We start from the raw sequence: 24,409 nt of genomic DNA on the forward strand, positions 1-24,409 counted from the left end.
CGGCCGCGCGGTGACCGCTAGGCCCGTTCACGCAGTCGGCCCAGGTGTCCATGTGCAACTACTGGTCCAACCGGCTGTGCTGTGAAGCGGCCGATCGCGCTATGCAGATTCACGGTGGGCTCGGCTATTCCCGCCACACACCGTTCGAGCACATCTACCGGCATCACCGGCGTTATCGAATCACCGAGGGCAGCGAGGTGATTCAGATGCGACGCGTAGCCGGCTACCTCTTCGGTTTCATGCAGCACGCTGCGCCCAAGTGGCTGTGACTCACTTCAGGAGCCGTTGCTCGTTCGCGACGGCGACTGCCGCGGCGCGATTGTCGACGCCCAGCTTGTCGTAGATTCGCCCCAGGTGCGTCTTCACGGTCGCCTCGCTGACATGCAGTGCCCGGGCGATTTCCCGATTCCCCAGCCCCTGCGACAGCTGGCCGAGAATATCCAGTTCCCGGGCCGTCAACGCGGGCTGCGGGTTTCGCATGCGGTTGAGCACCCGGTCCGCGATGGGCGGGGACAGTGCCGTACGCCCTCGCGCGGCCGCGTGAATCGCCGCGAACAGCTCCTCGGGGCGTTCGGCCTTGAGCAGGTAGCCCATCGCGCCGGCGGCGATGGCGCGCGTGATGTCGGCGTCGGTGTCGTAGGTGGTGAGCACCAGCACGTGCGGGGTCGCACCAGCGCCCGCGGTGATGCGGCGGGTGGCTTCGATGCCGTCCATGTCACCACCGAGCTGGAGATCCATCAGCACGACGTCCGGCTGCAGACGCTCGGCGAGGGCGACCACCTCCGGGCCGCTGCCCGCTTCGCCGACGACGTCGATGTCGGGTGTGCTGCCCAGCAGGGCGCGCAGGCCGGCGCGGACGACCGCGTGGTCGTCGCAGATCACCAGGCGGACAGTGGTTTCGGCTTCGGTCACGACCGCTCCAGGGGGACTTCGGCGGAGACGACGGTGCCGTCTCCGGGCGCCGATTCGACGGTGAGGGTGCCGCCCAGCTGGCGCAGGCGGGCACGCATGGCGGGCAGGCCGTGGCCGCGGTCGGCGGTGGTGGCGGTCTCGGCGGGGTCGAAACCCCGTCCGTCGTCGGCGATGTCGAGGACGAGCCGGTCACCGAGGTCGGTCAGGGTGATGGTGACCGCGGTCGCGGCCGCATGCTCGCGCGCATTCGCCAACGCCCCCTGCGCGATTCGCAGGACCGCCGCCGCCACGCCCGCGGGCAGCCCCACCGGCGCGCCCTCCACGTGGATGCGCACGCTGAGCGAGTCGCCGCTCTCCCGTTCGGCCATCGCCTCCAGCGCCGCGACCAGCGACCCGCCCGCGGCCAGATCCGTGGGCGCGAGGTCGTGCACGAAGCGGCGCGCCTCGGCGAGGTTGTATTCCGCGACGGCCGCCGCGCTGCGCACGTGCTCGCGGGCCCGGTCCGGTTCGCTGTCCCAGATCCGGTCGGCCGCCTGCAGCAGCATGCGCTGGCTCGAAAGTCCTTGGGCCAGGGTGTCGTGGATCTCCATGGCGAGACGCTGCCGTTCGGCGAGGGTGCCTTCGCGGCGTTCGGTGGCCGCGAGTTCCCGGCGGGTGGCGCGCAGGTCGTCGATGAGTGCGGCCTGCCGTTCGGTCTGACGGATCAGGCCGACGAACAGCGCGGTGCTCAGGGCGGCGACGGCGGGCGGGGCCAGCAGCAGGTTGGGGTCGGCCCAGCCCGCGAGCTTCAGCTGAGCGAAGACGACGAGCGCGGTCAGCCCGGCGACCAGCGCGAGGGCGACACGCAGCGGGAGGATGCGCAGGCCGGTGTACAGCAGCGGCACCGCGCACCAGGCGAAACTCGGTGCGAGGACGACCAATACCGCCCACGCGGTCACCAGCAGCGCGAACAGCACCACGCGACGGGAGGCGCGCAGTTCGCTCAGCACATAAAGCACGGCCAGTCCGAGCGAGAGTCCGATCACCCACGGCATGCGCGCACTGTCGGGATGGCGGAGCACGAAGCGCAGCATCGACGCAGCCAGCAGGACGTAGAAAGCGCTGTGCACGATGGTGCCCAGCAACCGGGTGTCGTCACGGGGCTGCGCGCCCACCTGGTCCGGAGACGGCATACGGGCACCTCCTCGGCGGCAGCGACGTGGGCGAACACTCGGTGACATGGACAAACACCCTCATTCTGCCGTGCCCATCCGCTCCCGGGGTCATCCGATCGGTTGATACGGGGATCAGCCGGACCGCGCGCGAATTCCCAGCCGCTGCGCCGATGTGCCCGGCCGGCCTGGGCAGCACGCTGGAATGCGAACAGAGCGAACAGCTTTCACCCGAGATCCGTGGAGGACATCATGACCACCCCGCAGCAGTCCAGCTCCAACCGCAAGCGCCTCGTCATCGGCGGCGCGGCCGCGGCGGTCGTGGCCGCCGGGGTGATCGGCGTGGTGTCGGTGAACGCACAGGATCCGGATCCGGGCAGCAAGGCCCCGGTGGCGGCCGATGTCGCCAATGCGAACCTGCAGCAGAGCACCCATCTGACCATCGCCGCCGCCACCAGGGCCGCGCAGACCGCGCTGGATGCGGCGGTGAAGGAGAACCAGCACGTGACGGTCGCCGTGGTGGATCGCGACGGCAATACCGTCGTCACGTTGCGCGGCGATGGCGCCGGGCCGCAGTCCTACTCGTCCGCGCAGCAGAAGGCGTTCACCGCGGTCTCCTGGAACGCGCCGACCTCGCAGCTGGCCAAGCGCCTCGACAGTGCGCCGCAGCTGGCCGACATCCAGGGCACCCTGTTCCTCGCGGGCGGCGCCCCGGTGGCCGCCAAGGGTGGCGCGCCGATCGCGGGCATCGGAGTCGCGGGTGCGCCGAGCGGTGATCAGGACGAAAAGTTCGCGCAGGCGGGCGTGGCCGCGCTCGGTAACTGACCGCCGATCGCGAACCCGGAATCGGCCGCCGGGGGGCCGGATCGGGCGCGCCGACACTCGGCACGATTCCGAACCGGTCGGGAGGGAGTACTAACCTTCTCCCGGTGACCGAGTCCGCTGACGGATTGCTGCCCGACCCGAGGGGGGTCGGGTCCGAGGAGATTCCAAGCGCGGAGAGGCGGAGCGACGCCGACCGGCTGCGTCTGTTCTCCTTCGCCACCGCCGAGAAACGGGCCGATTACCTGTGGGTGTTGCGGGCCTTCGACACCGCCCGCGCCGCCTACGTGGTGCTGTTGCACGCCTCCGACGTCGCCGACTCGCTCGATCGTTGCCCGGGCGCGCCCGCGCTGACCGCCACCGAGGTGGGTCCGCTGCTGGAGCAGCTGCACCAGTGGGGTGTGCTGGAACGCAGTTACGACGGGACCCGGGCGGCGACGCTGGCCGAGTATCGGAACCGGCATTTCGTCTATCAGTTCTCACAGGCGGGTTATCAGGCATATCGGGCGGTTTCGGATGTGCTGGAGGCGCGGCTCGACGAGGCCGCGCTCTCACGGCTGGTGCTGCCGGAGCTGCTGGCGGATCTGCACACCCTCGCCGAGGCCAACAAGAGCGCGGACGCGCCGCGCGTCTACCGGGTACTGAACCGGCTGGACCGGGCGCTGTCGGATCTGGCCGAGCGGGCGGCGCACTTCTATCTCACGCTCGGCGATCTGGTGCGGACCACCGAGGCCACCCCCGAAGCCTTCCTCGCGCACAAGGACGCGCTGCTGGCGCACATGCGCGAATTCTCCATGGACCTGGCGCGTTTCGCGCCGCGGCTGGCCGCCGCCATCCGCGAGGTGGAGGGCACCGGGGTCGCGGATCTCATCGAGCGCGCGGCCCGCTGCGACGAGCGGGTGCTGCTGGATACCGCTGAGCGCCAAGCGGATTGGCGGGCGCGCTGGCAGGGGCTGCGGGGCTGGTTCATCAGTGACGACGAGGGCGGGCTCACCGAATGCGAGCGGCTGCGCGAAGCGACCATGAGCGCCATCGCGGCCGTGCTCTCACTGCTGCGACGAGTCACCGAGACACGTAAGGGCGGAGTCAGCCGGGAATCGGCGCTGCGACACCTCGCCGGATGGTTCACCGCCGCCCCGACCGCCGAGGCCGCGCATGCGCTGTACGACGCCGTCTTCGGATTGGGCCGTCCCCGCCATCTGGCCATGCAGCACCCGGACGCCGACGTGATGCCGGCCATCCGATCCTGGTGGGACGCACCACCTTTGGAGATCGCCCGCACCCTCGCCGAGACCGGGCGGCCGCCGACACCGGGTGCGCCCGCCCGGCTGCAACGCAATGACGCGGGGATTCGCCGCCTGCGCCAGGTACAGCTCGACGCCCAGCGCGCCCGCGCCGAGGCCGCACGCTCGCTGGCCGCCGCAGACCTCTACGACCGGGAGCTCGACGAGGGCGAGACCGAGGTGCTGCTCAAGCTGCTCGACGCCGCGTCCACCGCGTGGGTGCCGGTGAGCGGGCGGGTACCGGGCACCTCCGGTTCCGACAACGGCGTGACACTCACCGTGTCCGAGCACCGGGGGTCCACGCTCGTCCGTACCTCCAAGGGGGTGCTGCACCTCAACAACCGGCGACTCGAGGTTCGCGAGACGGCTGCCCTGCGTGGCCGCAAATCCTCTGCCGCGCAGTCGAATCGGCCGGATCCATCGGTCACGCCCGCGGGCGGGGTTGCCGACGGCGGGGAGGTGGGCTGATGCACGCGCGAAGTATCGATTCGCTGGCGCTGGACAGTTATCAGCGTGCGGCGCGGGTGATCCTGGCCAATCACCTGGTCACCCGCACGTATCCGGATCGCATTGCGCTGCCGCTGCTGCGGCGATGGGCGACGGAGCTGCGGGAGGATCTGGCCGAGCTGTTCGGGTACCGGCTGGAGGTCACCGAGACCACGGCGCGGCTGTTCCCGGTGCTGGATCGCCTCGACGCCGGACGGCCCGCGCGGACCACCGGTGACCGGCTGTTCGATCGCCGCCGCTACGCCTATCTCGCCTTGGCGCTGGCCGCGCTGGGTCGCGCCGGGGATCAGATCACGTTGTCGGAGTTGGCCGATCAGGTCGCCGCCTACACCGAACGGGTGGAGGGCCTGGAGCTCGCGCCGGATCGGGCCGCGGATCGGGATGCGTTCGTCGACGCGGTCGGCTGGCTCGCGGCGCGCGGCGCGGTCACCCTGGCCGACGGCGATGCCGGGGGCTGGGCGAGCGACCCGGAGGCCGGTGAGGCGCTTTACGACATCGACCGATCGGTGGTCTTCGCGCTGTTCCGGCCGCCGCGGGCGCTGCAGCATCTGCAGAGCGTCACCGGACTGCTCGGCGAGGAGGCGGGCGGATCCGATACCCGTTCCCCCGCACTGGCGTTGGCGGCACGCGAGGTCCGGCGGGCCCTGGTCGAGCAGCCCGTGGTCTACGCCGACGAGCTCGACGAGCCGCAGCGCTCGCTGCTGGGGCAGGAGAAGCTGGTCGCCGAGGTCGAGTACCTCACCGGGCTGCGGGCCGAGCGGCGTGCGGAAGGCGTTGCGCTGATCGACAGTTCGGGGCGGCTGTCGGATGTGCGATTCCCGGGCACGGGCACGCTCGCGCAGGTGGCGCTGCTGCTGGCGGGTGAGATCGCGGATCTGGTGCTGGACATCGACAATCCGGTCGAACGCCGGCCGCGGCCGGACCGTCCGCTGCTGGATCTGGTGGAGCAACTCGACACCGCCATCCCGTCGAATACCGTGTTCGCTCCGCTCGCGGATCCGATGGATGTCTTCGGGCCGCACGAGGATCCGGACGTGGAAGCAGCCGAGGCCGAGATCCCCGACTTCCCGTTCCTCGCGTCGTCCTGGATCCGCGACACCGTGCAGATGCTGACCGACCGGTACGGCAACACCTTCGCGGCCCAGTGGCAGGCCGATGTGCCGGGCCTGACCGCCGAGGCGGTCTCGCTGTTGGAGCGGCTGCGGCTGGTGGAGCTGGTCGACGGCGGCCTGCTCATCCTGCCCGCGCTGGCCCGGTACCGGGGCGCGATCGTCACCGTCCGCACCCGCGCGGAGACCGAATTGTTCATCTCCCCCACACAACTCGGCGCGAACGCCGTGCCTGCGGACAGCTCGACAGAGAAGGGATCCGGGAACTGATGGCCGACCACATTCACGGTGGAGTGCGCTTCGTCCCCACCCGGGCGGGCATCATCAACCTCTGGGACTACCGCGACCAGGAGTTCTGCTTCGCCGACGGGCGGCTGGTGCTGCGCGGGCCCAACGGCTCGGGCAAGACCAAGGCCCTCGAGGTGCTGTTCCCGTTCGTGCTGGACGGGCGGATCGAGCCGCGGCGGCTCAATCCGTTCGCGGGTGAAGAGCGCACCATGAAGTCGAACCTGCTGTACCGCAAGCAGGAATCGGCCTACTCGTACGTGTGGATGGAGTTCGCGCGCGGCAGCTGGGCCGGGCCGGAGACGGTCACCATCGGCATCGGCATGCGCGCGACCCGCTCCAACGACAAGGTGACCCGGTGGTATTTCGTCGCCGACGGCCGGGTGGGCGTGGACTTCTCGCTGCTGGGCCCCGACGACCGGCCGCTGACCCGCAAGCAGCTGGCCGAGCAGATCGGCTCCGACGCCATCGTGGACCGGCCGGTCGAGTACCGGGCGGCCATCGACGCCCGCATGTTCGGGCTCGGGCAGCAGCGCTACGACCAGCTCATCAATCTGATCCTGACGCTGCGCCGCCCGCAGCTGGCCAAGAACCTGGACCCGCGCGGCCTCTCGCAGGCGCTCACCGATGGCCTGCGCCCGCTGGACGAGCAGCTGATCCTGGACGCCGCCCGCTCCTTCAGCGATATGGAGGAGGTCGGGCGCACCCTCGAGGGCCTGGTCCAGGCCGACACCGCGACCCGCGATTTCGTCAACGTCTACCGCAAATACCTTGCCGTACAGGCGAAGACGGATATCGACCAGGTACGGGTGCGCCTGGACGCGGTCACCCACTCCAGCACCGCCCTGCACGCGGCCGCCGCCCTGCGCAAGCGCCGCGACACCGAGCGCGCGGCGGCCGAGACCCGCGCCGAGGACGCCGACCGCGCCTACGAGCAGGCCCTCGCCGACCGGGAAACCCTCCAGCGTTCCAGCGCTTACGAGGGCAAGCAGCAGCTCGACGATCTCGCCGGCGCCGTCCGCCGGCTGGAAACCTCCGCCGCCGTGCAGAGCGACAAGGCCCTCAAGTCCCGTCAGACCGTGGACCAGCGGCTCGAGGAATCCGAACGCGCCCAGGCCGCCGTCACCAACGCCGCCTCCGCGCTGTCCCGCGGCGAGGACGAACTCCGTTCCGCCGCAGCGGAAGCCGGCATCGGCTGGTCGGCCCTGCCCGAATCGGCCCGCGCCGAGCACCTCACCACCACCGTCCGCTCCCACGCCGAGGAGCGCGACGCCGACGTCCGCGCCGTCCGCCGCGCCCTCACCCTGGTCGACCAGGCCGTCACCGAACGCACCCGGGCCGAACGCGCCGCACAGCGCGCGGCGGAGCTGCGCGAATCCGCGGCCGCCGAGCTGGCCGAGGCCGAAGCCGGAGTGGCCCTGGCCCGGTCGAACACCGCTGTGTCCCTGCGCGACTGGTGGGACTCGCACCGCGCCGTGTATGCGCCGATTCGCAACGGCCTGTTCGAGGCGCTCGACGGCGCCTTCGGGCACGTCGGCACCGAGCACGCCCCGCGCCCGGCCAGCGGCGGCAAGAAGGCCGCGATGGGGGCCGGGTCTCGCACCGGTGTCGACTCGGCGGCCCAGGACGGGACCGGAAAGGCGGGCGGAAAGCGTTCGGCGACAGGACCGGATGGCGGCGGACCCGTCGACACGGCTGCGACCGGCCCGGGACCGGTCGACGCGTTCGACGACGGCTCGGTTCCGGCCACACCGGCCGAAGTGCTCACCGAACGCACCGAACCGCTCACCGAGGAGATCCGGGCGCGGCGGCAGGAGTCACGGGCGCGGGCGGCCCAGGCGACCGCACGGGCGGGCGAACTGCGCGCCGAGCGGGAGCGGGTCGCGGCCGAACGCGACGACGCGCCACCGGCTTTCGCCGCGCGCACCGATGCGCGACCCGATCGGGCCGGCGCGCCGCTGTGGCGATTGGTGCGTTTCGCCGACGGCGTCGGTGCGCACGAGGCAGCGGGGATCGAGGCTGCGCTCCAGGCCGCCAACCTGCTCGACGCCTGGGTGTGCGCGGACGCCGAACTGCCGGACCATGCTTCGGACCAGTTCCTGACGCCGCTGCCGCAGCAGTTGCGCCCCACCGGCCGGACACTGGCCGATGTGCTTGTCGTCGAAGATGATTCGGGCACGCTGACCGTGCCGCGCGAGATCGTCTCCGGCATTCTGGCATCCATCGCGCTGCACGAGGTCGCCGGCTCGGTCACGGCCGCCGGCGCGGATGGCAAGGGGCGCACTGTCACCGGGGCCGAGGCACAGCCTGTCGGCGCGGAGGGGCAGCTCACCATCGCCACCGACGGCCGGTTCCGGCAGGGGGTGCAGGTCGGCCGGCACGTCAAGGCCGACGCCGAGTTCATCGGCACCACCGCCCGCGCGCGCCGGCGCGAGTTGCGGCTGGCTGAGCTGGCCGCTGCCATCGAAACGGCTGTGGGCGAGGCCGATACCGCCGCAGCCGACGAACAGGCCGCCACCGCGGAGCTGGGGCGGATTTCGGCGGCGGCCAAGGCGCTGCCGCGGACCACGGCGGTCACCGCCGCGCTGCGGAGCGTCGCCGAGGCGGCGGGCATGCTGCGCTCGCGCTCGGAGGCGGCGGGCCAGGCCGAGCGGGATCTGGATCAGGCCGTGGCGGAATACACCAACGCGGACAAGAAGGTTCGGGCCATCGCGGCCGATCATCGCGCGCCGCGCGATCCAGCCGAGCTGGATGCGCTGGCGGCCGCTGTCCGCCATTTCGAGAACGCCGGGACGGGGCTGCTGCGCTTGCGCGGCGATCATCAGCGCGAGCACGAGCGGGCCCGGGAGGCCGGGGACCGGCTCGAGGAAGCCAAGGACCTGGCCGAGGCATTCGCGGAAGAGGCCGAGGCCGCGCGCGCCGGGTACGAGGAGCAGCTGCGCAAGCTGGAGACGCTGCGTGAGGCGCTCGGCGCGGGCGCCGCGGATATCGATCGCGAGCTGGACGCGGCCCGGGAGAAGATCGAGGCGGCGCGCGCGGAGCAGAAGGCCGCCCGCAAGGCCGCGGCCGAGGCCATCGAGGCGGTGGGCACCGCCGAGGGCGCGCACCGCGCCGCCCACGACACACTGGGCACCGCGCTCACCGAATTGCTCGCCGACGTCCGTCATCTGGCCCCGTACGCGCGCCCGGATCTGCTGAGCCTGCTGGGCGCCCCCGTCGACAGCCGCTGGCCCAGCAGCGATGCCGCGTGGTCGACGCCGGAGCAGCTGTTGTACCGGATCGAGAACGGCGATCCGGAGCAGGAGCCCACGGTGCTGCCCGCCGAGGTGTCCGCCCTGTTCGAGAATCTCGCCGCCGCAACCGCTTCGGTGCGTGCGGGCGAGGCGGCCCGCAAGTCGACCCGCAGCGCGGTCACCACCGCCCTGCAGGAGTTCGACGCCGCGCTGACCGCCGCCCGCCAGGACTACCGCCTGCACTGGGATGCCGCCGACGGCCTCACCGTGGTGCAGGTGCACGACGACCACGGCCTCTCCGCGCTGGCCGATTTCGCCGCGCGCATCGGCGCGGCCCGCCGCGACCAGGAGCTGCTGCTCACCGATGCCGAGCGCCGCATCCTGGAGGACGCGCTGCTGACCGGGCTGGCCCAGCAGATCCACGAACGCACCTACGACGCCCGCGATCTCATCTCCCGCATGGGCGCGGAGATGAGGCAGCGCCGCATGTCCTCCGGCAACACCATCGGGGTGCACTGGGTGCTGGCCGACAATCTCGCCGAGCCGGCCCGCGCGGTCTGCAAGCTCCTGGACCGCGACTCCGCCGAGCTCACCGCCGAGGACCTGTCCACCATCCGCGCCTATTTCGCCGCGGAGATCCGCACCGCACGCGCCGCCCACCCGGAGCGCTCGTTCCCCGAGATCCTCGCGGCCACCCTCGATTACCGCGCCTGGCGCGTCTTCTCGTTCACCATCGTCACCGCAGACGGCGCCGAGGACCGCCTCACCGTCGCCCGGCACAGCGCCCTCTCCGGCGGCGAACAGTCGGTGTCCCTGCACCTTCCGCTCTTCGCCGCCGCCCACGTCATGCTCGATTCGGCGGACCCGCAGGCCCCCCGCCTGCTGGCCCTGGACGAGGCCTTCGCCGGTGTCGACGACAACGGCCGCAGCGAACTCCTGGGCCTGTCCGTCCAATTCGATCTCGACCTCTTCATGACCGGCTACGACCTCTGGATCACCTACCCCCACGTCCCCGCCTGCGCCCACTACGATCTGGCCCACTCCGCCGCCGAGAACACCGTCAGCGCAACGCTGCTGGTCTGGGACTCCGACGATCTCCTGGCCGAACACGACGGCACCGACCTCACCACCGCCCTCGGCTCCCCCAACCGCCGCCGCCTCCCCCACGGCCTGGAGGGCGCGATCCCGATGGACGAGGAACTCGAGACGATCAGCTGACCCCGAGCCCCGCGCCGAATCTCCCACCGTCCGCCCCTCTTTCGATCCTTCGCCCACGCAGCTTCACCTATGCGGGTCGCGGTTCCTGCGCAATGCGACCGGGTCCTATATGGTGGTGCCCGAACTCCGGTCGGCAACCCCTCTGGACAGCCGATCGGACGACGTCTCCGTACTGCCCTGACTCCCACTCAATTCCGCGTGTCGCAGCGCGGCGCGCCGTAAGGATTGGACCATCGGCAAATCAACAGTTTCGCGGTTGGGCGTGTATCGACTAGAAATGTTCTCCGTGCCTACCGGAATCACCTGTCAGCCATCGGGACTCCCTGGACGGGGGACCAATTGACGATCGAACATCCGCGCGAGGACGAGGTCACCCAGCTGGCGCAACGGGTCGAGAAGGCCCGGGGACGGCTGGCTTACCAATACGATCCCGCTCTCACCGATGCGCTGTCGGAGACCGAGCTCGTCGCCGAGCGCGAGCTGGCCGAGCGCATCCGCGAGCAGGAGCGGGCGCAGCGCTGGAAACAGGCCGAGGCCGCGGCATCAGCGGCCGATCGGGCCCGAACGACCACCATAGAGATTGAGAAGGCCGACATTCGCGACTTGCTGCTGGCGCGCAAGGCGATCGCTGCTCAGCGGCGGGAATCGAGCCCGCACGCCAAACTGGCGTCCCTGTACAAGCATCGGGCGTGGAGTCAGCGTGCGCTCGCCGGTGTGGTCGCGGCCGGCATGCTCTGGTCCGCGGTCAACGTGCAGCACAACATCGCCCCGGGCGGGGCGAGCGATCCGCTGTACTGGTTCAGCTACCTGCTCGAAGGCATGATCAGCGTCTGCCTCGTAATCATCATGATCGGCACCAACAAGGTGGCCGAGTGGGGTGTGATCGACAGCCGCCGGCAGGTCGTGGTGGCCGAGTTCGCGCTGCTGGGCCTGACCGTCATGCTCAACACCTACCCGTACCTGAAGAACGGCAGCTGGTATGAAGTGGCCGTGCACGCCATCGCACCGGTGATGATCGGTGTCGCGCTGCTGATCCACAATGCCGCGGCCGGCCGGTACGGTCTGGCCATCGTGCGTGCCACGGACCAGATCCGGGATCTGCCGGACCCGGGCGAACAAATCCGCCGCTCCATGCCCACCGTCGTCTCCTGGCCCGGCCGCCCTTCCCCCTCGGCGGTGCCGACTCCCACCCCGGCCCTTCCCGCGGCTCCCGCTGAGCCCGAGAAGACCGTCGATGCCGAAGCCCAGGTGGTCGAGCCACGACCTGCCCGGGCCGAAAGCCAGTCGGACACCGCGAAACCCGCCGACAAGGAGCGCCGCTCCGCCACCGGCAAGAGCCGCAAGACCGAAGAAGAGGACGAGCGTTCCCCGCTCGCCGATCTCGCCGATCCGGTCCCGCCGCTGAATGTCTATGACACCGGCCAGTTCCGGATCGCCGAGACCCTCGAGCAGGAACTCGCCGAACTGCAGGCCGCCCGCCGCCGCGCCCGCGCCGCGTCGCGCTCCCGCAACGGCAGCTCCCTCGACGACTGACCCCCCTTCGCGCCGAATCGGCCGCCGCTGCACCAGCTTCGGCCGATCCGCCCGCCCGCACCCCGGTGACCCGCAGCCAGCGGCACCGGGGTGGCGTCATTTTCCGGACCTGATCCACCTCTCCCGCATTTCGTCCGAAATGCGGGACAAATCCGCTCCCGGCGTGCGGGCAGTCCGGAAAGGCCCTGGGGCACTCAGCGCGTACTCGATGAACTCCTTGGTCGCCCGGGCTTCCTCGATGCGCTGCTCGAGCGTCTGAACGCACTCACGCAGCAGATCCGCAGGCGCCGCGCGGGCGCTGGCCCGCTCGTGCTGCGCCACATGGTTTTCGGTGCAGTATCGCGGCGAGCGCCGGTGACGCGACGCGCGCGGTGATGCTGCCGTCGCTGGTCGTGGCGTCGGGGCTGGTGAAACGACCCGGACGCTCGGTGGCGCAATCAGTCTCGCGGTTGATCGCCGCGGCCGCGAGCGACCGGTCGGATCGCCGGGTCTGGTACCGAACCGACTCAGTGAGCGCCCGGGCGGGCGGTATCGGCGGGCACCACTACGGCAGAGCGCGGCTGGGCCGGGGTGCCTGCGTGCTGGAGGTAGCCGAGCCAGCCGGTGCCGACGAAGACGGCCAGCAGTACCGCGGTGGGCAGTTCGAAAATCAGCCAGCTGGTAGCGAATACGACATCTGGGGCAGGTTGGGCGGGGCGCCGGGTGACGCGAACGGGTGGGCGCTGGTGCTGGAGTGTGCCGTGATTCGTACGGTACTGCCCGCCCTGCCTGCCCACCATGCCTCCGTTGCTAGAGAAGTGCCGAACCCAGGATGCCGAACCCGCGGCGTGCGCACAGCGGTGAACGAAGGGACATCGCGATATCCGATCGAGCCTGGGTAGGTCATCCAGGTGGGGTGGCGCGCACTCGCATCAGGCAGTATGCCGAACAGCACGGGAATTGTGGGCGTATTGACCGGACCTACCGGTGCGTCAACCGGTGTGTTGCTGGTCAACTCGCCGAGGGCTCCGCGCACAGGCCGGAGAAATCACGCCGGACGACATGATTGCGATCGACAAAACTGCCCAGTGCGTGATCGGGGTGCATGCCCAGGTACTGGCTGCGGGTGCGCGTGCTCCAGCGTCGCGCCGCCTCGGACCGGGTCTTGCAGAAGTTCACCAGGTAGCCGCCCTCATAGATCCGCACCAGGGTGTACCCGCCCGGATACTCCTTGACCGCGCCCACCTCGAGGAATTCCACACCGATCCCGGAATCGGGGCGGCTCAGCCGATTCCGGTGCGTGTGGCCGCTGTGGTGCAGGAACACCCCGGGCGCGGTGGCGTAGAGCGCGTGCAGCGCGGCCGCATTGAACCTGTCCAGCACGAAGCCGGGCCCGCCCGGATTGCTCACCGCCGCATGCCTCGTCACCGGGTGGTGACCGAAGATCAGTGTCGGCCGGTCGGGTTCGCCGCGCAGCAGTTCGCGCAGGTGGTCCAGCTGCGCCGGGTCGAGGGTGCCGCCGGCGCCGCGCGCCCGGGTGGTGTCGAGCCCGATGAGCCGCAGGCCACCCACGAAGTATTCGACGAGCCGGTCCCGGGCATGGAACACCTGACCCCAGTGGTCGGTCTCCTCCGGTGGCCGGACATCGTGATTTCCCCTGCACACGAAGTAATCCCGGCCCAGATTGCCCCACTGGTCCAGGCTGTCCCGGACTCCACGCGACTGCTCGGCCGTTCCCGAATCGGTCAGATCGCCCGCGACCACCAGATGGTCCGCCCCGCGATCCGGCAGGCGCAGATCCTCCAGCATGGCCTGCAGCATGAACTCCGGATACTCGTCGGTACTGTGCCGCAGCCCTTCGAAGAATCCCGCGAACAGCCCACTGGCCGGTTCGCCGTAGTGCAGGTCGTTGGCCAGGGCGAGGGTCCGCAGCAGCCGCCCCGGCGGCGGCGTCAAGGTGGTGAAAATGCCGGTGGATTCAGGTGTTCCGGACCGTCGCGTCACCAGCGTCCGGGCGGGCACCGCGCGCTGCCCGTCGGAGTACGCCTCGAATCGATAGGCGCGCCCCGGTTCCAGATCCCGGACCTCGGCATAGTGGTACGCCGTTCGCATGCCCTCGAAGACCAGGACACGGGGCACACCGCGCCCGTCGGCGGGAGCGATCCGCAGCTCGGTGTCGGCGGGCGCGGGCCGCAGCCGCCCCGCCCGGTTCCGCGTCCGCGTCGTCCAGGTGATGACGGCCGAATGATCGGTCACCGTCACGACTTCCAGATCCGAGGCCACCACGGCCTCGTGCTGCGCCCGCCGCGCCTGGGCGGCGAACACCGGGCGCGGCGTGCGCACGGCGACGGCCGCCGCCCCGCTCGCCGCATTGGCCAGCCACATGGTCCGAAGTCGTGGTTCCAGCATCACATCTCCGTCCGCCGTGATCCCTCAGCCGCGACGGTACGGTCACCAGTTGAACCGCCAGGTGCCCGGACATGACCGATCAGCTTCCGGTTCCGGACATTCAGGTCATCTCCGGGCGGCTGGGCCTCAGAACGGTTTGGTCGGCAGGTACTTTCCGTCCAGCGTGATGACCGCGCGCTCGCCACCCTCCGGATCGGCGACCTTCTTGACGTCGAGCTTGAAGTTGATGGCGGAGATGATGCCGTCCCCGAACTGCTCGTGCACCAGGGCCTTCAGCGTGGTGCCGTAGACCTGCAGCATCTCGTAGAAGCGGTAGATGGTCGGATCGGTCGGCACGCCACCGGGAATCGAGCCGCGCAGCGGGATGGTCTGCAGCAGCCGGGCGGCGTCGTCGTCGAGCTCGAGCAGTTCGGCCACCGCGAGCGCGGACTTCTCCGGCAGCGGGTGCTGGCCCAGCACCGCGGCGGTGACGAAGGCGACCGACAGGCCGGCCGCGTCGGCGATCTGCTGCCAGGTCAGGTCCTTGGCGATCTTGGCGGCGACGGCGGCATCGGCCAGCGCCTCGCGGGCGGTCGGATCGAACTGTGCGTGCACCATGGCGGTGCCTCCTTTCGGGAAACCGTTTCGCGGACGCGAAATCGGAGGTCGGATTTCGGAGAGAACGGGGAATCAGGCGGCGAGAGTGCTGAACTCGCCCCCGGCACCGAGCGCCTCGACGCGGCCGGTGCCGATGTCGTACACCCAGCCGTGCAGGGTGAGGGTCCGCCGGGACAGCGCCCGGGCCACCGCGGGATGGGTGGCGAGGTTGGCCAGCTGTGCCACCACATTGTGGCGGACCAGCGCGGATACCGCTGCGGCACCGGTGATGTCGGGGTCGACCAGCGCCCGGGCGGCGTCGGCGTGCCCCAGCCAGCCCGCGACCGCGGGCAGGGTCGACAGGTCCTGCCCCTCGGACAGCGCGGTCATGGCGCCGCAGGCCGAGTGCCCGCACACCACGATGTCGGTGACGCCGAGGACACCCACCGCGTACTCGATGCTCGCCACCACACCGTCCGCCGCACCCGGGGTGTGCGGCGGCACCAGGTTGCCGGCGGTGCGGATGACGAAGAGTTCCCCGGCCTCGGCGGAGGTGATCAGTTCCGGCACCACGCGGGCATCGGAGCACCCGACGAACAGCGCGCCCGGCCGGTGATCACCGGCGAGGCGGGCGAACAGCCCGGCCTTGGCGGGGAAGACATCGCGTTGGAACCGCCCGAGACCGGCCGCGAGATTCGGCATGGGAACTCCTCTCCGAGGGTCGACGACCCCTGTGGGCCGACCTGCTCCACCTTGCCTGAGCTGTAGCTATAGTGTCCAAGACTTGATATCGATCATGCCGATTACTGCAATCTATAGCTGGTACGCGACACCCGAACTGCGTCGTCGCTGCCGTCCCGCGAACTCCGGAGCCACAATGATTCGCGGGCACAACACAATTGGTGGTCGCAGAGTCGAAAACTGCTGAGAGGGCGTCGGCCTCACCCTCGGTGTCGGCGTGCTATGTCCCGTGGGACGAGGGGGTCAGCGGTCGCTGGCGTCGGGGAGGCGCGCGGGGCAGGGGCCGTCGGGGGTGGTGGCGACGGCCTTGGCTGCGGGCAGGCCGTCGGCCGTGGGTGCCGCGCCCGAAAGCTGTTGGGTGGCAGCGTGGGCCGCGGTGAGTGAGCCGCCCATCAGACCAGCGCTGGCCAGGACGGCCACGGCGGCCGCTCTGCGGGTTCCCGGCGGTCGCCGCCGGGCGGTCGGCAGGTCAGGGCTCTGCGCACGCATCCACTTGGCTCCCGGCTCGACCGTCACGGTCACCGGCTGCTCGCGTCGGGCAGGCGGGCCGGGCAGGCGAAGCCCGGGAGGGTGGCCAGTTCGAAGTGCCACCATTCGTTGTCGTACATGCGGCACAGGCCCCAGCGGTTGCCGTTCGCCTCGAGCCAGGCCGCGCCCTCACGCGGCCCGACGTCGATGGCCTGGCCCGTGACGTGGGTGGATTCGCTGGGCGGCAGCACCCAGCGGCGGGCGGCCTCGGGGCTGCCGTAGGTGCGAATTCCGTCCTCCCACAGGGCTTCCTGCTCGGCGGGGGTGCGGTAGCCGGAGACGATCCACAGCGGCACGCCCTGTCCCTGTGCCTGGGCGAGCGCGAATTTGTAGGCCAGCGCCAGCCAGGGGTCCAGGCCATCGGTTTCGCTCGCGACCGGGGTGGCGAGCGGGCCGCTGCTCACGCCGGGCGCGGGTGCGGCGTGCGCGAGGGGCAGTGCGCCGCAGAGCATTCCGGCCCCGGCGGCCAGCGCGAGGACGGTGTAGCGGCCGCCGCGACGCCGGGTGGAAGGCACCGGATCGGGGTGGTGCCGAGTTTCGATCCGGTGGGCCCTCCGCATTCGCATGCCTCCTGGCGTCAGACGCGTTCCTTGGACCGCTCGCGCACGCGCAGGGCGATCGGCTTCGAGGTCTCGGCGAAGAAGTCGTTGCCCTTGTCGTCGACGACGATGAAGGCGGGGAAGTCCTCGACCTCGATCTTCCACACGGCTTCCATGCCCAGCTCAGGGTATTCGAGGACCTCCACGGACTTGATGCAGTCCAGCGCGAGTCGCGCGGCCGGACCGCCGATCGACCCGAGGTAGAAGCCGCCGTGCTCCTTGCACGCCTTGGTGACCTGCGCGGAGCGGTTGCCCTTGGCCAGCATGACGTGCGAGCCGCCCGCCGCCTGGAACTGGTCGACGTAGGAGTCCATGCGCCCGGCGGTGGTGGGACCGAAGGACCCCGAGGCGTAGCCGTCGGGCGTCTTGGCGGGACCGGCGTAGTAGACGGCCATATCGCGCATGTACTGCGGCATCGGCTCGCCCGCGTCGAGGCGCTCCTTGATCTTGGCGTGCGCGATGTCGCGGGCCACCACCAGCGGGCCGGTCAGCGAGAGCCGGGTCTTCACCGGGTACTTCGACAGCTCGTTGCGGATCTCCGACATCGGCCGGTTCAGGTCGATCTCGACGACGTCGCCGCCGAGGATGGCGTCGGTCTGCTCCGGAAGGTACTGCGCCGGTTCACGTTCCAGCTGCTCGAGGAACACGCCCTCGGGGGTGATCTTCGCCAGCGCCTGGCGGTCGGCCGAGCAGGACACCGCGATGGCGACCGGGCAGGAGGCGCCGTGGCGCGGCAGGCGGATGACGCGCACGTCGTGGCAGAAGTACTTGCCGCCGAACTGCGCACCGATACCGAAGGACTGGGTCAGCTTGAAGACCTGCTCCTCCAGCTCGAGGTCGCGGAAGCCGTGCGCGGCCATCGAACCCTCGGTCGGCATGTTGTCCAGGTAGTGCGCCGAGGCGTACTTGGCCGTCTTCAGGGCGAATTCGGCCGACGTGCCGCCGATGACGACCGCCAGGTGGTACGGCGGGCAGGCCGCGGTGCCCAGGGAACGGATCTTCTCGTCCAGGAACTCCAGCATGCGATCGGGGTTCAGGATCGCCTTGGTCTCCTGGTACAGGAACGACTTGTTGGCCGAGCCACCGCCCTTGGCCATGTACAGGAACTTGTAGGACGGGTGCGCGGGATCGCCTGCCTGCGAGTACAACTCGACCTGCGCGGGCAGGTTGTTGCCGGTGTTCTTCTCGTCCCACATGGTGATCGGGGCGAGCTGCGAGTAGCGCAGGTTCAGCTTGGTGTACGCGTCGAACACACCACGCGAAATCCATTCCGCGTCATCGGCTCCGGTGAGCACGCCCTCGGACTTCTTGCCCATCACGATGGCGGTGCCGGTGTCCTGGCACATGGGCAGGATGCCGCCCGCGGAGATATTGACGTTCTTGAGCAGATCCAGCGCCACGAACCGGTCGTTGCCGCTGGACTCCGGATCGTCGATGATCTTGCGCAGCTGCGCCAGGTGCGCCGGCCGCAGGTAGTGGCTGATGTCGTGCATCGCCTCCGCGGTGAGCATGCGCAGCACCTCGGGCTCCACCTGCAGGAAGGTCCGCCCACCCGCCTCGAACGTGCTCACGCCCTCGGTGGTGAGCAGCCGGTACGGCGTCTCGTCCGTACCGATGGGCAGCAGATCCGAGTACAGGAAATCAGGCGCGGTCACGAATCGGACTCCTCGAGCAGGGCTGGGGGCTGGTCAGCCGACGGTTCAAGCAGAGTGACTGTACCGACCCGTGCGCACCTGCCGATGATCAGGCCCGGCCATGTTCGCTCGTCGGCAAGCGCGTTCGATGCCGTACACGACGCGGCGACGGGCACCATGGGTCGTGGTCGAGGACACCGCAATCCGCGACCGGATGCCGCGAACAGGTACATGTTGCACCTTCAACCGAGCAGGTGTTACCTGTGCATGATGCGCTTGTCGGCGGCGGGGAGGATTTAGCATGACAACGGAACCCGGGAGTGGAACTGTGGCCGAACCCCGCTGGCTCGATGATGTCGAGATGCGCGCCTGGCTGGGATTCGTGTTCACCCGCGACCTCATCGCCGCCGCGGTCGGGCGGGACTCCCTACGCGAATCCAATCTGACCTACGTGGAATACACCGTGCTGGCCCGGCTCGCCGACGCCCCGGACCACCGGCGCAGTTTCGCCGAACTCGCGGCCGTGCTGGAGTGGTCGCAGAGCCGGCTCTCGCATCAGATCACCCGGATGGAGAAGCGCGGCCTGGTTGCCCGCGAATCCATTCCCGACGACGCCCGCCGCACCGCCGCGGTCCTCACCGAAAAGGGCTCGCAGGTGCTCGATTCCGCCGCTCCCTCGCATGTCGAGAGTGTGCGGCGTCACATGGTGGATGTGCTCGATCGTGGCCAGCTCACGGCGCTGGCAGATATCTACGACACACTGCTGACCCATCACCGCAGACCGGAAACCCGTGACGAGCACAGCTGACACCGAATTCGCAGCCCACCAGCGTTTGGTTTGGCACCCATCGGGTACTGGGTAAGACTAGGCTCGGCACCGGCTTCCGACGGCGGTCGGCACCGAGCACACGGCCGGTTATCGGTCGTAGAAGTGAGCACCCGACCTGGCCTTAGCGAAAGGGGCAGGAGTTTTCATGTCCGACGTGTCCATCGGTCTCTCGGCGGATTCGCTGCCCGCGGGTTCCGTCGACAACCTGCTTCCGCAGCTCGTCGAGCACCTGCGGCAGAACCGCACCGAACTGCGCGAGGAGTGGGCCCGTCGCATCACCGATGCCCAGCTGCTCACCGCGATGACGCCCGAGGAGATCTTCTCCGAGGCCACCTCCGTCTACGACAACTACGTCGAGGTGCTCGAGACCGGTAGCGTCGAAGCCCTGCAGGCCTACGCGCGCGACCTGTCCGAGCGCATCATCCCCAGAGGAGTCGAGACCGACGAGGTCGTCGGCATCGTGCTCCTGCTGCGAGACGTGCTGGCGCGCAGCCTCTTCGAGAAGTACCAGTCCGACTTCGAGCTGCTGAAGCTGGTGCTCGACGCCTACGAACCGGCCGCGAACCGCATCGCCAACACCGTGGCCGTGTCCTTCGTGCAGGAGCGCGAGCGTGTCATCCGCCAGCAGCAGGAGGCGATTCGCGAGCTGTCCACGCCCGTTCTCCAGGTGCGTGAGCAGCTGCTGATCCTCCCCATCATCGGCGTGCTGGACTCGCAGCGCGCGCGTCAGCTCACCGAGCAGCTGCTGCGCGCCATTCGCGCCAACCGCGCCAAGGTCGTCGTCATCGATATCACCGGTGTGCCCGCGATCGACTCCACGGTCGCCAACCACCTGGTGCAGACCGTCGACGCGTCGGGCCTCATGGGCGCCAATGTCATCATTACCGGCCTGTCGTCGGAGATCGCGCTTACCCTGGTGACCATCGGCCTGGATCTGTCGAAGATGAATGCCGTCGGTGACCTCCAGGGTGGCATCGAGGAAGCGGAGCGGCTGCTCGGCTACGAGGTGTCGCGCGTCACCGATCGCGACGGACGGTAATCAGGGCGGGTCAGATGCCGGTACCCATTCTGAAGCAGGGCACCTATCTCATTGCGTCGGTGCAGTCAGCGCTCACCGACGCGGATACCGAACGCCTGCAAGACGATCTGATGACCTACGTCAGCAGATACCGAGCCCAGGGCATCATCGTCGATGTCACCGCAATCGACGTAATGGACTCCTTTGCCGCTAGATCGCTGCGTACCATCGCCCACATGACCAAGCTGCGGGGGGCGGAGACGGTCATCGTGGGCCTACAGCCCGAAGTCGCTTTCGCGATGGTGCAATTGGGGCTCACCTTCGAGGACATGCACACGGCGCTGGACCTCGAGGAGGGCCTGTCCTGGCTGAACAAGAAGATCAAGAGCCGAGGCCAACGAGACGGTCGTGAACGTGGCCGCTGACGACGTGGTGATCGCGGTGAACGTGTCGAACGACATCGTGACCGCTCGGCAAGCGGGGCTGGAGTTGGCTGCCAAACTCGGCTTCTCGCTCTCCGATCGCACCATGATCGCGACCGCCATTTCCGAAGTGGCGCGCAATATCACGAGCTACGCGGGCACCGGGGAGATCCGGCTGGCCGTGCAGGATCGGGACGGCCGGCGCTCGATGGTGGTGCAGGCCAAGGACAGTGGGCCCGGTATTCCCGACATTCCGCGCGCGATGGAGGACGGCTTCTCCACCGGACGCGGTCTGGGACTGGGTCTTCCGGGGGCCAAGCGACTGATGGACGGCATGGTCATCAATTCCAGGCCGGGACAAGGCACCCTCGTCGAAATGTGGAAGTGGGTGCCCACCGGTGCGTGAGGACGGTTTCATCGGCGCGGTCGAATGGGCCGTCGCCGGTCGCGCACTGCCCGGGCAACGGGTTTCGGGCGACCGATCGGTCGTGCTCGACGCGGGCGGGGGCTCGGTGCTCTTCGCGGTACTGGACGGTCTCGGCCACGGTGCGGCGGCAGCCGACGCGTCCGATCGCGCGGCGCAGGTGCTGGCCGAGAACCGCGCCGAGCCACTGGATGTGCTGTTGCTGCTGTGCCATCGCGCCATGGCCGACACCCGCGGCGCGGCGGTCTCGCTGGCGCTGTTCGACTCTCGCGACCGGGTGCACTGGCTGGGCGTCGGCAATGTCGAATCCCGCATCGTCGCAGCGGCTCCCGGCCAACCGGCCATCCGCGCCACGGCCCTGCTCTCGGGCGGCATCGTCGGCTACCTGCTGCCGCCGAACCTGCAGCCGCAGACCGTGGCCGTGCGCCCCGGCGACCTGCTGCTGATGTCCACCGACGGCATCACCAGCAGTTTCGCCGACGCCGTCGACCTGTCCAAGCCGACCGCGGAGATCACCGCCGAGATCCTGGCCCGCCACGCCAAGGACACCGACGACGCGCTCGTGCTCGCGGCCCGCCATCGCGGGCAATCCCATCCCTCCCAACCCATTCCGAGTGTGAAGCCATGAGCGAGAACCCGGCATGAGCGGTCGAGGCCCGGAGGCGGAAGCTTGCGTAACCACGCAGGGCCTGCGCTCATGCCCATGGAGCAGAGCGTGAGTACGGTACTGGCCGCGTTTCGCGAGGCGTACGCCGCCGCGCTCCGGCTGCACCTGCGCGCCCCCAATCAGAACACCCTGGCCGAGGGCTATGAGCTCGGGCGGCGGGCGCTGGTGGAGGGCGTGAGCATCCTCGACCTCACCGAGCATCACTTCCGGCTGCTCGAACTCGAGGGCCTCGGGCCCGCGCCCGACGGCACCGACCGCACCGAGGCGGCGCTGGAGTTCCTGCTGCAGACCATGGCGGCGCTGGACGTCGCCACCCGCGGCTTCCTGGACGGGACCAGGCGCTACGAGCAACAGCGTTCGCGCGCCGACGATCTCGCGGGCCGCGACGCCTTCCGCACGGCGCTGGTGGAGTCGCTGCAGGACGGGTTCTTCGTCGTCGACGCCCAGGGCACGCTGGTCGAGGTCAACTCGGCGTTCGGCGCGCTCACCGGCTATGGGCCCGACGGGATTCCGTATCCGCTCCCCCACCCCTGGACCGTGCCCGAGGCACCGCGCTACCCGGATCTGGGCACCGACGCGGCCCGCTTCGTGATGCCCATCCGCCACCGCGACGGGCGGCTGCTCTGGCTCGCGGTATCGACGTCCTCGCTGGTGAAGCCCGAGAACGGGGAACGGATTTTCGTCGGCACACTGCGCGATGTGACCGCCGAGCACGACGCCCAGGCCCGCGACCAGGCGGTCTCCCGGCTGGCCACCGCGGTCGGCGCGGCCACCAGCGTGGTCGAGGTGCTCACCGTCGGCCTGGAGGAACTGCGGCGCGCTATCGGCGCGGAGGCCGCGGTGGTCTCGGTCTGGCCCAACCATCACACCGGCCCGGAACTGTATGTCTCCGAGGACAATCCGTACACCGGCGCGGGCCTGGCCCCGCACGACACCCAGCCCATCCGCCGACGCGGGGAGGCCGAGCCGGCCGAGGGCGGCGAATCCCGGCGCGTCCTGGACGCCCGGGCCCGCGCCCTGCTCGACCGCGCCCGATTGCAGCCCGGCCGCACCATGTTCGCCATCCCCGAGGGGGCGGCGAGTTCGGAGGGCATCGTGGCGCCGCTCGGCGAGAGCGGCGACTCGGCGCTGTGGCTGCGCTTCGCCGCGCCACGCGTGATCACACCCGGTGACTGGGCGCTGTTCTCGCTGCTGGTCGGGCATCTGAGCCTGGCCGTGCAGCGGGCGCGCAACTTCGATCAGGCCCGTTCCACCTCGCTCACCCTGCAGCGCGCCATGCTCGGCCCGATCGAACTGCCGCCGCGCTTCTCGGTGCACTACGAGCCCGCCCTGCCCCCGCTGGAGATCGGCGGCGACTGGTACGACGTGGTGCGGCTCGAGGACGGCACCATCGGCGTCGTGGTCGGCGACTGCGTCGGCCGTGGTCTCTCGGCGGCGGTGGTGATGGGCCAATTGCGCACGGCCGCACGGGCTCTGCTGCTGCGCGGCGCCGGCCCGGCCCAGCTGCTGGCCGAACTGGACACGGTGGCCTCCCGCATTCCGGGGGCGATGTGCACCACCGTGTGCGCGGCCATTCTGGACCCGGTGCGCGGGCTGGTGCGCTACTCCAATGCCGGGCACATGCCCCCGGTGCTGGCCGAGCCCGCCAAGCGCGGCCGGCTGCTGGAGGGCGGTCGCGCAGTCCCGTTGGCCACCTTCGATATTCCGCGCCGCCCGGAGGCCACGACGGCCATGGCTCCGGGCTCCACCCTGGTCCTGTTCACCGACGGCCTGGTCGAGCAGCGCGGGGTCGACATCGATGACCGCTTCGTCGAACTCGCCGACGAATTGTCGCGCGTGGCCGGGCAATTGCCGCGCGAGGTGGCCGATTCGGTGCTGTCGCGGCTGCGGCCCGCCGCCGGCTACGACGATGACGTGGCCATGGTCGTCTACCGGCAGCCGCCCGGGCCGTTGCGCCTGGACGTGCCCGCCGAAGCCCGTGAGCTGTCCGGTATCCGGCGCGCGCTGCGTTCCTGGCTCACCGCCGCCGCGGTACCGCACGACACGGCGGTCGATCTGGTCGCGGCCGCGAACGAAGCCTGTAGCAACAGCATCGAGCACGCGTACCTGGGCGGCGAACCCGGCCGGGTGCGGCTCAGCGCGGACTGCGGCGTGGACACTCTCACCATCGAGGTGTCCGATACCGGTGTGTGGCGGCCGCTGCCCGCGGATCCCGGTCACCGGGGCCGCGGCATCGCCATGATGCGTGCGCTCACCGATGTGCTCGACATCGACAATTCCGGTCCGGGCACCCGAGTGCGGATGTCGGTGCGACTAATGGCCGTTTCATTTTCGGCGGCCGGGCGCATGTGAATCTGGGCCCGCCGGCACAAATTCGGCGGGCGGTTTCGGAGGACTCCGAAAGAGCGCGGTAGCTGCGGTTTTCGCTATAACGCCCGCTACCAAACCAGTACCGATGTGGTAGACGATGCAGCACGAACGGACGGATCATGGCAGATTTAACAAACGTGACCAATACTTCCGGAGACGG

At 70.0% G+C, this 24,409-nt stretch carries 20 protein-coding genes and 1 pseudogene; 12 read left to right on the top strand and 9 right to left on the bottom strand.

All coding sequences use genetic code 11. The features are described from left to right. Positions 1 to 20: 20 nt before the first annotated feature. Positions 21 to 269: pseudogene (locus ACWEQQ_RS17325) on the top strand (acyl-CoA dehydrogenase family protein); the annotation flags it as partial. Between the two features lies 1 nt (position 270). Here the strand turns inward: ACWEQQ_RS17325 and ACWEQQ_RS17330 are convergent. Together ACWEQQ_RS17330 and ACWEQQ_RS17335 are read right to left on the bottom strand one after the other, a co-directional pair. Continuing rightward, positions 271 to 912 (bottom strand): response regulator, encoded by a 642-nt coding sequence (locus tag ACWEQQ_RS17330; protein WP_452348872.1) that lies wholly within the window; start codon positions 910 to 912, stop codon positions 271 to 273. Further along, positions 909 to 2,084 carry a sensor histidine kinase gene (locus tag ACWEQQ_RS17335; RefSeq protein WP_452348873.1) on the bottom strand — a complete coding sequence of 392 codons (1,176 nt, stop codon included), beginning with the start codon at positions 2,082 to 2,084 and terminating at the stop codon, positions 909 to 911. Before ACWEQQ_RS17335 ends, ACWEQQ_RS17330 begins: the two co-directional genes overlap by 4 nt. A 231-nt stretch (positions 2,085 to 2,315) precedes the next feature. Between ACWEQQ_RS17335 and ACWEQQ_RS17340 the strand changes: the two genes are divergently transcribed. The 5 genes from ACWEQQ_RS17340 (at position 2,316) to ACWEQQ_RS17360 (ending at position 12,053) form a co-directional block, all read left to right on the top strand. Next, positions 2,316 to 2,888, top strand: a complete 573-nt coding sequence (locus ACWEQQ_RS17340; protein WP_452348874.1) for a GlcG/HbpS family heme-binding protein — start codon at positions 2,316 to 2,318, stop codon at positions 2,886 to 2,888. Between the two features lie 197 nt (positions 2,889 to 3,085). Continuing rightward, a complete protein-coding gene (locus ACWEQQ_RS17345; protein WP_452349010.1) occupies positions 3,086 to 4,636 on the top strand; it encodes a TIGR02677 family protein in 1,551 nt (516 codons plus the stop codon). Beyond that, the gene (locus tag ACWEQQ_RS17350; RefSeq protein WP_452342156.1) at positions 4,636 to 6,054 is read left to right on the top strand and encodes a TIGR02678 family protein; all 1,419 of its coding nucleotides are present in this window, start codon (positions 4,636 to 4,638) and stop codon (positions 6,052 to 6,054) included. Before ACWEQQ_RS17345 ends, ACWEQQ_RS17350 begins: the two co-directional genes overlap by 1 nt. Next, positions 6,054 to 10,520, top strand: coding sequence for an SbcC/MukB-like Walker B domain-containing protein (locus ACWEQQ_RS17355; RefSeq protein ID WP_452348875.1), 4,467 nt, complete (start codon positions 6,054 to 6,056; stop codon positions 10,518 to 10,520). Before ACWEQQ_RS17350 ends, ACWEQQ_RS17355 begins: the two co-directional genes overlap by 1 nt. Positions 10,521 to 10,859: 339 nt before the next feature. Continuing rightward, positions 10,860 to 12,053 carry a hypothetical protein gene (locus ACWEQQ_RS17360; RefSeq protein ID WP_452342154.1) on the top strand — a complete coding sequence of 398 codons (1,194 nt, stop codon included), beginning with the start codon at positions 10,860 to 10,862 and terminating at the stop codon, positions 12,051 to 12,053. A gap of 506 nt (positions 12,054 to 12,559) precedes the next feature. Here ACWEQQ_RS17360 and ACWEQQ_RS17365 read toward each other — a convergent pair. The 7 genes from ACWEQQ_RS17365 to ACWEQQ_RS17395 form a co-directional block, all read right to left on the bottom strand. After that, positions 12,560 to 12,832 carry a hypothetical protein gene (locus ACWEQQ_RS17365; RefSeq protein WP_379386021.1) on the bottom strand — a complete coding sequence of 91 codons (273 nt, stop codon included), beginning with the start codon at positions 12,830 to 12,832 and terminating at the stop codon, positions 12,560 to 12,562. 211 nt (positions 12,833 to 13,043) lie between these two features. After that, complete coding sequence (locus ACWEQQ_RS17370; protein ID WP_452342153.1) at positions 13,044 to 14,441, bottom strand: metallophosphoesterase family protein; 1,398 nt, start codon at positions 14,439 to 14,441, stop codon at positions 13,044 to 13,046. Between the two features lie 126 nt (positions 14,442 to 14,567). Then, positions 14,568 to 15,038 carry a cyanase gene (gene cynS / locus ACWEQQ_RS17375; RefSeq protein WP_364618095.1) on the bottom strand — a complete coding sequence of 157 codons (471 nt, stop codon included), beginning with the start codon at positions 15,036 to 15,038 and terminating at the stop codon, positions 14,568 to 14,570. Between the two features lie 72 nt (positions 15,039 to 15,110). Then, positions 15,111 to 15,719, bottom strand: a complete 609-nt coding sequence (locus ACWEQQ_RS17380) for a carbonic anhydrase (protein ID WP_452342152.1) — start codon at positions 15,717 to 15,719, stop codon at positions 15,111 to 15,113. Between the two features lie 282 nt (positions 15,720 to 16,001). Further along, a complete protein-coding gene (locus tag ACWEQQ_RS17385; protein WP_452348876.1) occupies positions 16,002 to 16,247 on the bottom strand; it encodes a hypothetical protein in 246 nt (81 codons plus the stop codon). Between the two features lie 29 nt (positions 16,248 to 16,276). Further along, positions 16,277 to 16,738, bottom strand: a complete 462-nt coding sequence (locus tag ACWEQQ_RS17390) for a M15 family metallopeptidase (protein WP_452342205.1) — start codon at positions 16,736 to 16,738, stop codon at positions 16,277 to 16,279. Positions 16,739 to 16,863: 125 nt separating this feature from the next. Further along, positions 16,864 to 18,540 (bottom strand): fumarate hydratase, encoded by a 1,677-nt coding sequence (locus tag ACWEQQ_RS17395; RefSeq protein ID WP_354832019.1) that lies wholly within the window; start codon positions 18,538 to 18,540, stop codon positions 16,864 to 16,866. 280 nt (positions 18,541 to 18,820) lie between these two features. Between ACWEQQ_RS17395 and ACWEQQ_RS17400 the strand changes: the two genes are divergently transcribed. From ACWEQQ_RS17400 to ACWEQQ_RS17425, 6 genes are all read left to right on the top strand, one after another. Next, positions 18,821 to 19,327 carry a MarR family winged helix-turn-helix transcriptional regulator gene (locus ACWEQQ_RS17400; protein WP_452348877.1) on the top strand — a complete coding sequence of 169 codons (507 nt, stop codon included), beginning with the start codon at positions 18,821 to 18,823 and terminating at the stop codon, positions 19,325 to 19,327. Positions 19,328 to 19,493: 166 nt separating this feature from the next. Continuing rightward, positions 19,494 to 20,387, top strand: coding sequence for an STAS domain-containing protein (locus ACWEQQ_RS17405; protein WP_354832015.1), 894 nt, complete (start codon positions 19,494 to 19,496; stop codon positions 20,385 to 20,387). Positions 20,388 to 20,401: 14 nt separating this feature from the next. Continuing rightward, the gene (locus tag ACWEQQ_RS17410) at positions 20,402 to 20,791 is read left to right on the top strand and encodes an STAS domain-containing protein (RefSeq protein WP_452342149.1); all 390 of its coding nucleotides are present in this window, start codon (positions 20,402 to 20,404) and stop codon (positions 20,789 to 20,791) included. After that, positions 20,781 to 21,194 (top strand): ATP-binding protein, encoded by a 414-nt coding sequence (locus ACWEQQ_RS17415; RefSeq protein WP_452342204.1) that lies wholly within the window; start codon positions 20,781 to 20,783, stop codon positions 21,192 to 21,194. Before ACWEQQ_RS17410 ends, ACWEQQ_RS17415 begins: the two co-directional genes overlap by 11 nt. Beyond that, entirely contained in the window at positions 21,187 to 21,840 is a 654-nt protein-coding gene (locus ACWEQQ_RS17420) for a SpoIIE family protein phosphatase (protein WP_452342148.1), read from the top strand. Before ACWEQQ_RS17415 ends, ACWEQQ_RS17420 begins: the two co-directional genes overlap by 8 nt. A gap of 87 nt (positions 21,841 to 21,927) precedes the next feature. Beyond that, the gene (locus ACWEQQ_RS17425; RefSeq protein WP_452342147.1) at positions 21,928 to 24,231 is read left to right on the top strand and encodes a SpoIIE family protein phosphatase; all 2,304 of its coding nucleotides are present in this window, start codon (positions 21,928 to 21,930) and stop codon (positions 24,229 to 24,231) included. The last annotated feature ends 178 nt before the right edge of the window (positions 24,232 to 24,409 follow it).

The organism is Nocardia sp. NPDC004123 (assembly GCF_053603795.1).